The 12987-nt window shown below is 33.6% G+C and carries 16 protein-coding genes; all 16 read left to right on the forward strand.

Going from position 1 to position 12987, the window contains the following annotated elements; translation table 11 throughout:
* Positions 1 to 5 precede the first annotated feature (5 nt).
* The 16 genes from ACTQXY_RS08415 to ACTQXY_RS08490 all read left to right on the forward strand — a co-directional run bounded on the left by ACTQXY_RS08415 (position 6) and on the right by ACTQXY_RS08490 (position 12749).
* Entirely contained in the window at positions 6 to 1418 is a 1413-nt protein-coding gene (locus ACTQXY_RS08415; RefSeq protein ID WP_441659108.1) for an Mbeg1-like protein, read from the forward strand.
* A 15-nt stretch (positions 1419 to 1433) separates the two neighbouring features.
* Positions 1434 to 1994, forward strand: a complete 561-nt coding sequence (locus ACTQXY_RS08420) for a T7SS effector LXG polymorphic toxin (RefSeq protein WP_441659109.1) — start codon at positions 1434 to 1436, stop codon at positions 1992 to 1994.
* 46 nt (positions 1995 to 2040) lie between these two features.
* Positions 2041 to 2316 carry a DUF4176 domain-containing protein gene (locus ACTQXY_RS08425; RefSeq protein WP_441659110.1) on the forward strand — a complete coding sequence of 92 codons (276 nt, stop codon included), beginning with the start codon at positions 2041 to 2043 and terminating at the stop codon, positions 2314 to 2316.
* Between the two features lie 54 nt (positions 2317 to 2370).
* A complete protein-coding gene (locus ACTQXY_RS08430) occupies positions 2371 to 2796 on the forward strand; it encodes a DUF5082 domain-containing protein (RefSeq protein WP_270608937.1) in 426 nt (141 codons plus the stop codon).
* A gap of 16 nt (positions 2797 to 2812) precedes the next feature.
* Positions 2813 to 3067 (forward strand): hypothetical protein, encoded by a 255-nt coding sequence (locus tag ACTQXY_RS08435; RefSeq protein WP_441659111.1) that lies wholly within the window; start codon positions 2813 to 2815, stop codon positions 3065 to 3067.
* A 59-nt stretch (positions 3068 to 3126) separates the two neighbouring features.
* Positions 3127 to 4923, forward strand: a complete 1797-nt coding sequence (locus ACTQXY_RS08440) for a T7SS effector LXG polymorphic toxin (RefSeq protein ID WP_441659112.1) — start codon at positions 3127 to 3129, stop codon at positions 4921 to 4923.
* 2 nt (positions 4924 to 4925) lie between these two features.
* Positions 4926 to 5642 (forward strand): PoNe immunity protein domain-containing protein, encoded by a 717-nt coding sequence (locus ACTQXY_RS08445; RefSeq protein ID WP_441659113.1) that lies wholly within the window; start codon positions 4926 to 4928, stop codon positions 5640 to 5642.
* Between the two features lie 36 nt (positions 5643 to 5678).
* The gene (locus tag ACTQXY_RS08450; RefSeq protein WP_441659114.1) at positions 5679 to 7007 is read left to right on the forward strand and encodes a hypothetical protein; all 1329 of its coding nucleotides are present in this window, start codon (positions 5679 to 5681) and stop codon (positions 7005 to 7007) included.
* A gap of 15 nt (positions 7008 to 7022) precedes the next feature.
* Positions 7023 to 7340, forward strand: coding sequence for a hypothetical protein (locus tag ACTQXY_RS08455; protein ID WP_441659115.1), 318 nt, complete (start codon positions 7023 to 7025; stop codon positions 7338 to 7340).
* A 460-nt stretch (positions 7341 to 7800) separates the two neighbouring features.
* A complete protein-coding gene (locus ACTQXY_RS08460; RefSeq protein WP_441659116.1) occupies positions 7801 to 8361 on the forward strand; it encodes a hypothetical protein in 561 nt (186 codons plus the stop codon).
* Complete coding sequence (locus ACTQXY_RS08465; protein WP_441659117.1) at positions 8333 to 8710, forward strand: hypothetical protein; 378 nt, start codon at positions 8333 to 8335, stop codon at positions 8708 to 8710. Before ACTQXY_RS08460 ends, ACTQXY_RS08465 begins: the two co-directional genes overlap by 29 nt.
* A 4-nt stretch (positions 8711 to 8714) precedes the next feature.
* On the forward strand, positions 8715 to 9155 hold the full coding sequence (locus tag ACTQXY_RS08470) for an SUKH-3 domain-containing protein (protein ID WP_101870884.1): 441 nt from the start codon (positions 8715 to 8717) through the stop codon (positions 9153 to 9155).
* A gap of 257 nt (positions 9156 to 9412) precedes the next feature.
* On the forward strand, positions 9413 to 9553 hold the full coding sequence (locus ACTQXY_RS08475; RefSeq protein ID WP_412346723.1) for a hypothetical protein: 141 nt from the start codon (positions 9413 to 9415) through the stop codon (positions 9551 to 9553).
* A gap of 122 nt (positions 9554 to 9675) precedes the next feature.
* The gene (locus ACTQXY_RS08480) at positions 9676 to 10401 is read left to right on the forward strand and encodes a hypothetical protein (RefSeq protein WP_441659118.1); all 726 of its coding nucleotides are present in this window, start codon (positions 9676 to 9678) and stop codon (positions 10399 to 10401) included.
* A gap of 283 nt (positions 10402 to 10684) precedes the next feature.
* Positions 10685 to 11362, forward strand: a complete 678-nt coding sequence (locus ACTQXY_RS08485) for a response regulator transcription factor (RefSeq protein WP_117995235.1) — start codon at positions 10685 to 10687, stop codon at positions 11360 to 11362.
* Positions 11346 to 12749 carry an ATP-binding protein gene (locus tag ACTQXY_RS08490; RefSeq protein WP_441659119.1) on the forward strand — a complete coding sequence of 468 codons (1404 nt, stop codon included), beginning with the start codon at positions 11346 to 11348 and terminating at the stop codon, positions 12747 to 12749. Before ACTQXY_RS08485 ends, ACTQXY_RS08490 begins: the two co-directional genes overlap by 17 nt.
* Positions 12750 to 12987 lie beyond the last annotated feature (238 nt).

Genomic DNA, 12987 nt, shown 5'->3' on the forward strand with positions numbered 1-12987 from the left:
TTTGTATGAGACCAACAACAGATAAAGATGCACTGGTGGCTTCACAAATAGCATATATGAATATTGAAGAAAAAGACATACGTGATGCAAAGAAAGAATATGGTTCAGCAACATTAGAAAATATTTTCAAAGTATCTAACGACAATATTGAAAAACAGTATATTAATCGAGTATATGGAAATAAAGATCCCAAAACGACAAAATTGAGTGAATACGAGCAGATGCGTTTCGAGGAAGCAAAGGCATTTATAGAGGAGATAAAAAATTCAGAATATGCACAGTGGGAGATCGTGGAAGTAAAAGATGATAATGCAAATTCGGGATTTTATGGATGCATGATTGATTGTGGAGATGGCCAGTCGATATTCGGTTTCCGAGGAAGTGAAAGTGACACTACGCATCAGCTACGTCAAGACTGGATCAATGCAGATATCGCTTTATTCAATAATATTTTAACGGAGCAGCAGAAAGCAGCACAGAACTTTGTGAAAGATATGAATAAAAAATATGGGGATAATTATACAACATTTGATTTTTCAGGGCATTCTCTAGGTGGAAATCTGTCACAGCATGCTGGAATTACAGTGCCTGCAAACATGCAGAACAAAGTGGGAACGATTTACAATTTGGACGGCCCCGGATACTCCGATGAATATCTTTTGTCACATGCTTTAGAAATTGATAATATGGCTTCCCATGTGAAACACTATCAATGGTCTTTTATCGGAAATTTACTTAATCAAATGCCAGGTGAAATGTTCCAATCTATACGAACAGACGATAGGGTTTATGAAATATATGATTTGGAAAAATTGACAGATGGCGCTCTGTTTCAAAAACATGATACAGGTTTTGTCTGGCGCTGGATGATGGAACACGATACAGAATTTTTCCAAAATGGTAAGATGGATGACTTTGCAAAAACGGTTGGTGTAGTCATAAGAAAAATAGAAAATAAAGCCCCTGGAGTAGTACGGAATTTGGCTGTAGATGGAATCTTCTTAATAAATCTTTTTCTTTTGGCAAAAGAATCCGAAAATACAAAGGAATTTGGAAAGAAAGTATGCAAGTACTTTATAGATACATTTCAAAATGGCGTCCATATAGGAATGGAAATTTGGGATTCCATTGAAAGAGGAATTTCTAAATGGGCGGCAGCAGGTGTGGATTTTATTGCACTATTTAAAAATCCATATTTTAGACAAGTAAATGATTTCAAAAAGAAAGCGGGGAGGATTACAAGTACTTATGGGCATTTGGATATGGAAAGTAAACTTATATCTCTTAATAATATGACAGAAACATATCAGAACCTGGATCATTTGATGAAAATGTATAAAACATTTCTTATAGCAAGTGCAGACTCTTATAGAGAAGCGGGAAAACTTATGCTTCTTAAAGAAAAAGATATATTATAAGAGAGGGGGAAGAATGTGGGATATTATCTTAGAATGGAAGATATTTTAAGCTTACAGCTTAAATCGCAGGAACAAATTGAGCGTTGGAAAGAAGAGCTACAAGAGGTTGGAAAAACACTGGAAGTTTTAGGAGATACAAACGAATTGCAAGGTGAAGCTGGTACAAAATTAAAAGATAACATAAAGAATATTCATATGCCAATAAAAGCAGAGATAGAAGCTCTTCTAGATCTATTCCAAGAAAATTATTCTAAATACGTATTAGGATTTATGGAACTTGAGGAGTCAAATACAGCAATTATTAAACAAGATGTGTTAGAAAGACAGCAGGAACAATTAAACTTATATAAAGAAAGTTATACTGACATTTATGAGAATATCGTAGATGAACTTAGTAAAGTGGATGATTTATTCAGTTATTCCATCGAGTTTCAAGTTCCAGAGAAAATTGATACACTTATGGTTACATTGACAGACATTAACGAAAAAATTGGAGAATATGATGTGTCACATGCGAATGATATGAGTTTACTTGATGAAGGAATAACTTTAATGCGAATGAAATTTTCTAAATAATTAAGAAACGTTCTGTTTTATTTTAAATATGAGAGGTATGAATGCAATGAAAGAAGAAAAGTTTTTACCATTAGGTTCTGTAATTCTTGTAAAAGGAAGTGTAAAAAAGCTCGTTTTGATTGGAAGAGGTGTTGTAACAATTCTCAAGGGAGAACAAAAATATTTTGATTATGTTGCTTGTACTTATCCAGAAGGCTTGATTGGAGAAAACGTATTGTATTTCAATCATGAGGATATTGAAGAAATAATCCAAAAAGGGTTTCAAGATGAAGATGATTTCAGAATGCAGAAAAGTTTAAAAGAACATTTGGATGGATTATAAAAAATAGAAAATGAGTCATAAAACTTTTGCTTTCTGGACAGGGAGGTGTGATTCATGGCAAATAAAAATCAAGCTGCTATTTCATCTGCAAAATATGAAATTAATCAAGCAAACTATAGGATTTCAGAGTGTCAAAATGAAATTCAGGGATTAGAAAAGAAAATTGAGCGTTTGGAAGGTGCAAAACAGAAACTGCAGACTTATAAACTCAATATAGAATCGGAGAAATTTGACATTACGCAAAAACTTTCATGTAGCAGTTGGAAAGGATCTAATAAAGAAGAATATGAAGGAATTGCTGAGGAACAGCTTAAACCTTGTTATCAAACATATTATGATGAAACCGATCGAGCCGTAGATGCGATTATGGATGAAATTACAAGATTGGAAAATCAGATTTATGATCAAGAAGGAGTGATTGGCTGGCTAAAAAGTCAGATTAACTCTTTGGGAAATTATATTGAAACATTGCTTAATTAAGTAGGGGGGACTGCCAATGATTGAATTAAATAAATTAACTTATAGTTCGAATGTGTCAGCGTTATCTGTAGCCAGCCAAGGTATTAAAAAAAGTAAAGAACAACCGGAAATTACAGGGAATATGAAAACTTTAGCAGCATTTTTAGAAACCTATCAGACTTTGTCGGAACTGTTTGGAAGTTATAAAACTTTATTGCAGGAAGATGTGCGAAAACTACAAGATGTCAGTACCTGTATGACTTATGCAGAACAATCCTTAATAAAACGATAGACATTTAGCGGTTGGAACATATAGAATTTGAAAAGAAGCACCCAAGGAGGAGGTGTGTTATGGGATACCATGTGAAAATTGAAGAGTTGTTGGAAGTACAAAGCCAGATGCTAAATCAGTTAAGTGAATGGGGAACACAATTAGAGACAGTTTATCAGGCATTAGAAACTATTGTAGTAACACCATGCATCCAAGGGGAAACCGGGAAAAGCATACAGAATTATATACAAGAAGTACATATTCCTGTGATTGGATCACTACAGCAACTCTTAACTGAGTTTCAGGTACGTCTTTCGGTATATGCAGAGGGATATTATGGAATTGATTCTTCTTATGAGGCTGAGATTCCACAAGAAATATTGGAGGAACAACAGCAAGTATTGGAGAATGGGCGGGAGGACTTTGAAAATTTACGGGAAGAAATTAATAGTGTCATTTCCAGCGTTAGTGATATTGTTTCAGTTGTTCAGCCTTCAGGTTTGGCATTAGTACTTTCTTATCAGTTGATGGAAAGTCGTGTTAAAACTTTAAACAGTGACATTGGTGATTATGAGGAAACACATCAAAATGATACGCAGAATATGGACTCTATGCTGGAGTCTATAAGGTCTATTTTGATAGCAAGAACAGGAAGTCCTGCTGTATCAGTAACTAATTATCAGGCTGGTTCTATTGCAATGCTGCCAGCATATCAAAGGCTGCAGATGGATTATGAGGCAAGTGGAAATTATGTAGATCAGAACATAGCTCAGTACGAAGCTGCAATGAAAAAGTTTGAAGATAAAATGAACGATAAACTTGCTGATGATAGGAAAGCGGAAGGATTAAAACAACTTCTTGCAGGAATTGTATCCGCAACAGTAGGAACAGCATTAATCTTCGCAACTGCGGGTGCGGCTGCTCCTATTGTGTTTAGTGCAGCTGTTGTGGGAGGAACATCTACCTTATATGGATTATCGAACGCAACAGAAGGAATGAATAATATATCCCTTGGCTTTTCCGAGGACGGATTTACAATGGCAGAAAATCCTATCCGTGATACACTGTTTGCAGGAAATCCGGATTTATATTATACTATAGGAAATGCCAGTACTATGATTTCGGCAATGGCATTACCGATGAGTGGTATTTTAAAAGGGGCAACAGGTGCTGCAAAATTTAAAACTATCGCCGTAGATGGTGGAAGGATATTGATTGGTAATGTAGCAGAAGATAAAGTTTATGATGTAATCTATCAAAGTACAGATAGCCGTATATTGGCAATGTTGGGAAGCAATGTGGTAGAAGGAGTTCTATCAGGAAACCCAGTGAATAGTTCAGTATCGGAAATCGGAGATGTGGCGAGAAAAAATTGCAATATTAATTGTCAGATTGAAAATCTGTATAAAGAAACTGATGAGATTATTACAAAAGTTAAAAAAGGAGAAATTATTCTCGAAACAACTAAACATAAAGGGAATTTTGGGGAAATGGTGCAAGATAATTTTTATGAAGGCACTAAAAAAAATCTAAACAGGATAAGTAAAGATAAGGTTACTTCTTTAGATGATAAAATACACCAAGGAATTGATGGTGTGTATGAAGATCCTACAGGTGGACCGCCTAAGTTTATAATTAGTGAGGCGAAATATGGTACAGCAAAATTAACTACTTTAAAAGATGGTACACGCCAAATGAGTAATGTATGGATTTATGCTAGATTGGAAAATGCTGTAGGGCCAGATAAAGCTAAAGAAATTATGTTAGAAATGACTCTGAACCCAGACAATGTTGTATGTACATTGGTGAATATTGATTCAAAAGGAAATGTTATTGAAAGTATATTGAAAGATGGTAAAAAGCTGAAAGGAAATTAGTTATGAGAGATAAGATAAAAAGTAAGGTGTTTTTTGAAAAATCACTATCCTTTACAACAGAGTGTATAAATGATTTTGAAAAGATTATGCCAACAGTAATAGAAAAGCAGGGAGAAAATTCAGAGGGAGCAATAAATGGGTATAATGCACTTGTAATATATTACATAAAGAGAGTTAATCTATTATATTCATTAGGCAGGTCGATTCAAGAAATTAAGGAAATTTACAATAAACTTTTAAATTACTATGCTAAAGTTTGGAAAATGGATTACGGATATATTGAGTTAGTTAGAATTATTTCGTTAGGTATACTGTTAAATATCGATAATTTGAATAGTGATTTTAAAATTTTGGAAAATAAAATTAAAAAAACAGGATTAAATGATTATTTGTTGAATTTTTTGTTAAAATCAGTTGATACTGAATGGGAGTTAAGCACAGAAACTTTTGCTTATAAAGGTATATATGATGATATAAAAGCAATAATTGAAAATCCCAATGGAAAAAGTAAAGATTTATTAAAAGAATATTTAAACGATAAATGGTACGAAATCCACAACGAAACAGCATGGTATGATAGCCACAATAGTAAACAGAATACATATTATGGCTATTGGGCATATGAAGTAGGGGCGATTTGTAAAATTTTGCAATTAGATGATGAAGAATTGAAAGAACAACGGTATTATCCGTATGATTTAGTGCATTTTAACGAATGAAGACATTAAATCTATGCTGGAGTCATAAGGTCTATTTTGATAGCAAGAACAGGAAGCCCTGCTATATCAGTAACCAATTATCAGGCTGGTTCTATTGCAATGCTACCGTCATATCAAAGGCTGCAGATGGGATATGAAGCAAGTGGAAATTTTGTGGCTCAGAACATGGCTCAATACGAAGCCGCAATGAAAAAGTTTGAAGATAAAATGAATGATAAACTCGCTGATGACAGGAAAGCGGAAGGATTCAAACAGCTTCTTGCGGGAATTGTATCCGCAACAGTGGGAACAGCATTAATCTTAGCAACTGCGGGAACAGCTGCTCCTATTGTGTTTTTTAGTGCAACTGTTGTGGAAGGAACATCTACCTTATATGGATTGTCGAATGCAACAGAAGGAATGAACAATATATCCCTGGGTTTTTCCGGTGATGGATTTACAGTGGCAGAAAATCCTATCCGTGATACACTGTTTGCAGGAAATCCGGATTTATATTATACTATAGGAAATGCCAGTACTATGATTTCGGCAATGGCATTACCGATGAGTGGCATCTTAAAAGGAGCAACAGGTGCTGCAAAATTTAAAGCTATCGCCGTAGATGGTGGAAGGATATTGATTGGTAATGTAGCAGAAGATAAAGTTTATGATGTAATCTATCAAAGTACAGATAGCCGTATATTGGCAATGTTGGGAAGCAATATGGTAGAAGGAGTTCTATCAGGAAACCCAGTGAATAGTTCAGTATCGGAAATTGGAGATGTGGCGAGAAAGGTGGATATTGAAGAACTAAGCCATACAACGATATTCAAGAATTCAGATGACATTGCCTTAGGTGAGAAAGTTTTAAGTAATGTAGAAGTGAATAAGCTAGATGATGTTGCAGAAGTTGTAGAGAGTGGTATACCTTCTGTTATATACGGAACAGATGATATAGCAAAGTATCAATATAATCTGATTGAAAATCCTGGACCGTTAGCAGAACTACCTAATCTACCTATAAAAAATTTCTATGGTGGTAGATACAATGTGGAAGTATTACAGGAAGATAGAATAATGTATCGAGCAGGCAATGCTGAAAATCCGTATGGAAGATGGTTCAGAAGTGAACCACCAGCTTCTGTTGCTAATGTAAGAATTGACACAGCGGTAAAGATACTGTGGATAGATCCTAAAACTGGTATGTGGGAGTCAAGCTCTTATATAGATTATGTATATGCGATTAAAGTACCAAAAGGTACTACTGTTTATACAGGACCTGTTGGACCGCAGGGAGGAGCATATATGGGAGGATATAATGTTATGCAAACATATATAGATGCACCATGGAGTTTTGAAGTTATAGGAAAAACACCATTACGATAGATTGGAGATAGAAAAATGATAAAAAATGAAGAGTTTTCACAGTTGCGAGTGTCATATATCGAAATTGGAAAAATGGTACAAAAATACGGATATGGTCAATACAATGGGATATTAAGAATTCTTATGGGACAAGTTAATTGCATTGATTCGGATACGAACTACGATGAAAAAATAAAATATTTGATAGAAAGTTATAGTAAATTGTTTGTTTCGAGAGGCGGGTTAAGTGATTTCGTTATTTATGATGCGGATGTTCAATTAAGAAATCAGTTGAATGAAAAATATAATAACGAAGTAAAAAAAGTTTGGAGTATTATGAAAGATTATATTTAATTATGTCTCCACATAAGGACACGCAAACCTCCCTTTCCCCGTACCCAACTGTCTTTACTAACAGCTTTCGTCTTGCCATTACGAAGTAACAGGCAATAGCGAAAGTTATTATAAAGACACTCTTAGGGCGAAAATTTGTCTCTGGGTACATATAAGGACAAGGAAAACTTCATATTGAGTTCCAAAACGCTGATATAAACGTACTTCTTTCAAAACAATTTTTTGTTGCGAAAGAGGTGCGTTTTTTAGTAAGTGCTTAGTTTCGGGATAGATATAAAAAAAGAAATCCTAGCATCTACGACTAGATACTAGGAAAACAAGCATTTTACTTCATTTATTTACACCGCTCCTGAACGTGTTCGTTCCAATGATTATTTTGGGGCTCTCTGAGCCATCTGTTCGGAGAATGAGAGCCATAGATAGTTATGTAGCTCAGAACATAGCTCAGTACGAAGCTGCAATGAAAAAGTTTGAAGATAAAATGAACGATAAACTTGCTGATGATAGGAAAGCGGAAGGATTAAAACAACTTCTTGCAGGAATTGTATCCGCAACAGTGGGAACAGCATTAATCTTCGCAACTGCGGGTGCGGCTGCTCCTATTGTGTTTAGTGCAGCTGTTGTGGGAGGAACATCTACCTTATATGGATTATCGAACGCAACAGAAGGAATGAATAATATATCCCTGGGTTTTTCCGGTGATGGATTTACAGTAGCAAAAAACCCTATCCGTAATACACTGTTTGCAGGAAATCCAGTGAATAGTTCGGTATCGGAAATCGGAGATGTGGCGAGAAAGACGCACATTGAGGAGATTGGACATAGAATTCAAAGTGAAAGAGAAAGTTTTACTAGTTTAAGAGATTTGATGTCTCCTGAAGAGGTCGCAAGGTATAATAAATATTGGATTAATGTTGCTGAAAATATAAGTAATGAAGCACTTGATTATCATATTACATATATAAAATCAGGCGGTATTAGAAAACCAGGTGGTGGGAAAGTATCAACCATCGAAAGTTAGTGCAACTGTAGATTTGAATAACGGAAATATTTATTTCGGATATAACGGAAGCAATAAATTTAATCCGTCAAAAATAGAAATACATCATGATTTGCAAGAAAGAATTGATTTTACTAAAAAATTAGCTGAGAAAACGGAAGGAAATAGGTTCGCCTATAAATCAAGTTTTGAAATATGGAATGTGGAGAATTGTGCAGAGGTTCATTCAGTAAATAATGCATTGCAGAACGGAGCTAGTCTAGATAATATATTTATTAACACAAAAGTATTTAGAAACGGTGAATATGCACCCCCATGTAAAAATTGTGAAATTACATTTAAGGGAATAAACATGTCGAAAGGAAGTTAATATTATGAAAGAAATTACATTAAGAAGGTTAAAAGATGCAGGATGGAATACTGACAAAACTATAGATATTAGTATTATTAAGTCTAAATATGCAGAAATTGGACTGAAAATGCCCACTAATATCTCTGATTTTTTAGAAACATTTGGCTTTTTAATAATAGATGCACCAGATAAAAAATATTTTGATGTTGAATTTAATCCTATTAAAGCAATCGGGATAAATTTAGAAGCAGATTATTTTAAGGAATGCCTACTAGAGTATAAAATCTATGAAGAAGTATTTCCAATAGGTGTTGCTTGTAGGAATAACTTAATTGTACTAATGACAAAAGACAATACCGTATATGCTTTTACAGATGGTTGTTTAATTAAAGCAGGAAATTCTATTGATGAAATGTTAGATTGTTTAGTAGGAGAATGTTTAGAACCAGAAGAAATAGAATAAGACTTCAGAGGTTGATAAAAGGATAGTGCTTGATCAAAAATCATTTGTGAATTGGAGTATAATGTTATTATTCAAATATCGATGCTCATTAATAGCATCATTTCCAGCGTTAGTGATATTGTTTCAGTTGTATTCTTAATAGAAGCATTCACATATACGTTTGGACTTTTATTTGAAATGGCAAGAGTTTTGAAAAATGCAAAAGATAAAAACGGATATGTGTACTATGATGTTAATTAGATGGGAAGGAGATAGTGATGGAGAATACAGAGAAATGGGTAGAAAAATATAAAGAAAAAATGGACAAAAATAAACCTTCTGAAAAGTTAGTGGAACAGACTTTGGAATTGATGAAACATGAGATTGAGTCACAGAGAAAAGGTAAGGAAAAATGTTAAAAAATATGATGAAATTTGCTGCATTGAGTCTTATTTTTGTTTTTCTGCTGTCGGGCTGCTCTACAAAGAAGAGTAGACAAGAATGGGAAAGTTACAATGAAAATGGAGGATGGTCCTATTTTATGACTAAGGATGTAGATAGAGATGTGGTTCCCTTTATATTTCCAGGAAAGTATGTTGTAGATATTGAAATCGAAACCCAAAATGAATTCAAAACCTACATTGAACGATATACGGAATTAGAAACCTGTAAACTTTTGTTTTATGATATAGATAGAGAAATTGTTCAAAAGGAAATGGACTGTAAAAGAATTTTGGAAGAGTATTTTCAGGAATACCAGATTGCAGAAGAACAGATAATGCCATGTTTATATCAGCAAAAAAACTGTGTCTGCGTTATTTTAGAAAAAATCGGGTATCGTAAAAGTTCTGGAGATCCTTTGCCAAAAATCGGAATTATGATTGATGTAGATACTGAAAAAATTATAGGTGAAGTTTCAGAGATGGATTTTGAAAAATATCATTTATTATATAAAAATGAAGAAACAGAATCCATTACAGAAGAATTTCTGATAGTAAATAATCTTCCTTCTATGAAGGTTGTATATTATCACGATTTCAATATTTACGCAATGCAAATGCACTTGGCGGATATTTCTTCTGATGCAGAAATTTTTAAGATTTTTCCAGAATTGAAGGAGGTTTCTGCTGAAAAGAATAAAACTATTTGTTTTTATGCAGAAGAGTCTAAAATAGAAAAGATAATGAAGCAATTTCTTCCAAAGGAACAAGAAATAACATGGCCAAAAGAAAACACGAATGAAATGAAAGTGATACCAAGAGTATAAAGTCTATTGAGTAATAAAATAGGCGTGTGTTATTGAATACTTTTGAAGACGTTACAAAATATTATGTCTTTTGGAAACAGCATATAAATGTAGAGTTATAGGATTGCTGGGATTTAAGTAAATAGGAACATGTGGGTGGCAGTATATTAGTTTTGATATACTGCTGCCTTTTGTATTGGAAGTTCGTAGGTGAAAAAAGAATACAAAAGAGCCAGAAGATATGAAAACTACACACAAATTACAAAGTAAGCTGATAAAATAGAATTATTTAGGAGATGATATTATGAAGAAAATTTTGATTGTAGAAGATGATTTGGATATACAAGAAATGATACAATTTTTTTTAGAAGATCAAAACTATCAAGTATGTGTTGCAGAAGATGGTGTAGAAGGGGTGGCAGTTTTTAACAAAGAACATCCAGATATGGTACTTTTGGATATTATGTTACCTAAGATGGATGGATATGCTGTATGTGAAATTATCCGGCAAAACTCAAACGTCCCAATTATTATGATCAGTGCATTAAGTAGCGAAGCAGATCAAATTAAGGGATTTGAATTGCAAATAGATGATTATATCCCGAAACCGATTTCTTTACCACTTATGATAAAAAAAATAGAAGCGATATTTAGAAGATATGATAAAAAAGATGAAACAGAAAATAATGAGATGTGGTATCGTGAAATCTGCCTTATCATTGGTAATTATCGGGTAATTATAAAGGGAGAAAGCATTGATTTGACACAAAAGGAGTATGAGATATTAAAAGAGCTAATGGAGCATCCGGGAGCGGTAATTTCAAGAGAGAGTTTTCTAAATCGGTTATGGAAATATGAATTTTATGGTGATGAACGTGCGGTAGATAATCATATTAAAAATTTAAGAAAGAAATTAGGCGCTTTTGGAAATTATATAGAAACAGTAAGAGGAGTGGGATATCGTCTTGAGAAAGTACATTAAAGAACACTTAACGATCAAAGTGTTTTTAGTAACAATCATGCTATTATTGACATTAAGTGCAGCAATTTATGGAATGATTACTTTCGGTATGTCTAATTTTTATTTGACGGAATTAAATAAAAGCCTTGAGAAAGAATTAGATACCACAATTGAACAAATAAGTAATATGACAAATGAGGAAACTCAGAAGACCTTGGAACGATTTGCGATAGAGTATGGAATATCTATCATTGTGAAAAATCAAGAAGGAGAGGAAATAGGAAATTATGGGGAAATATCTTATTTTTTAGCTCCAGATGCGAATAGTTCCAAGGCGCAAAATAGTAAAGGAATTACCAAAAATTATATTGTAAAGTCTAATGAAGGTACAGTTTATAAACTTCAAATATTTGGAACAAAGGAGCCGGTTAATATAGGACTAAAAGTTCTAAATAGAATTTTACCTTCTTTGGGAATCATTACGGTGATAGTCTCTATTTTAATTGCCTTATTTTTTGCCCGTTATATTACAAGACCAATTCTAAAGGTAAATGAGGCATCAAAAAGAATGGTAAAATTAGATTTCCGTAAACCATATCCTGAAAAAAGAAGCGATGAGATAGGCATTTTAGGGGAAAACTTAAATCAATTGGCAGAGCACTTAGAAGATACATTACAAGAATTGAAAGAGAAAAATCAAATATTACAAGATGAAATACAAAGAGAACAAGAAATGGAACGGAAACAACTCTCTTTTTTTGCGGCAGTTTCACACGAACTAAAAACCCCCGTTACCATATTGAAAGGTCAAATTCAGGGAATGATTTCAGGAATTGGTGGATATAAGGATCGGGATAAATATTTGAAAAGATCATACGAGGTAGTTTTTTCAATGGAAGGATTAATTCAAGAGATATTAGATGTTTCTCGAATGAAATCTGCAGGCTTCTCACTCAATTTCTCGACTATATTTTTAGACAGTATCGTAAAAGGAATTATACAAGAATGGGAAGATATTGCGACAGATAGAGGTGTGACCTTGCATACAGAAATAGAAGAGAAAACAGAAATTTGTGCGGACAGAGTACTGTTTCAGAAAGTAATTGGTAATTTAATTAGCAATGCCGTAAAGTATACACCGGATAATGGAAATATTTGGTGTAAGGTGTATAAAAATGAAGAAGGTGTAATATTTTCAGTTGAGAATAATGCTGAACATATTTCAGAACAGGAAATCCCAAAACTATTTGATGCATTTTATAGACGAGAAAAATCTAGAAATAGAAAGGCAGGAGGCAGTGGTTTAGGTCTTTATATTGTAAAAATGATTGTAGAATTACATCATTATGAGTGTGAATTTAAAAATACTAATCAAGGGATAGAAGTGAAAATAGTATGTAAAGAATAGAGAAACATCCGTTTGTGATTACAGGCGGATGTTTTTTGGCTCTAAAATAAATGTAGTTGGTACAATCTACACAAAAAACATACAAGAACAACAAGAAAATCATAAAAAACTGCTTTAAACTATACATTGCAAATTTCGTCCGACCGGTGTGAATATTTCGCTTGAAACGGTGTGAGCATATTGTTCCACCGGTGTACCTGCTCGGAACATCGGTGTGAGACTTATTGTGGTATAGTTT

Source organism: Faecalimonas sp. LCP19S3_D12 (assembly GCF_052121495.1).
GTDB lineage: Bacteria > Bacillota > Clostridia > Lachnospirales > Lachnospiraceae > Faecalimonas.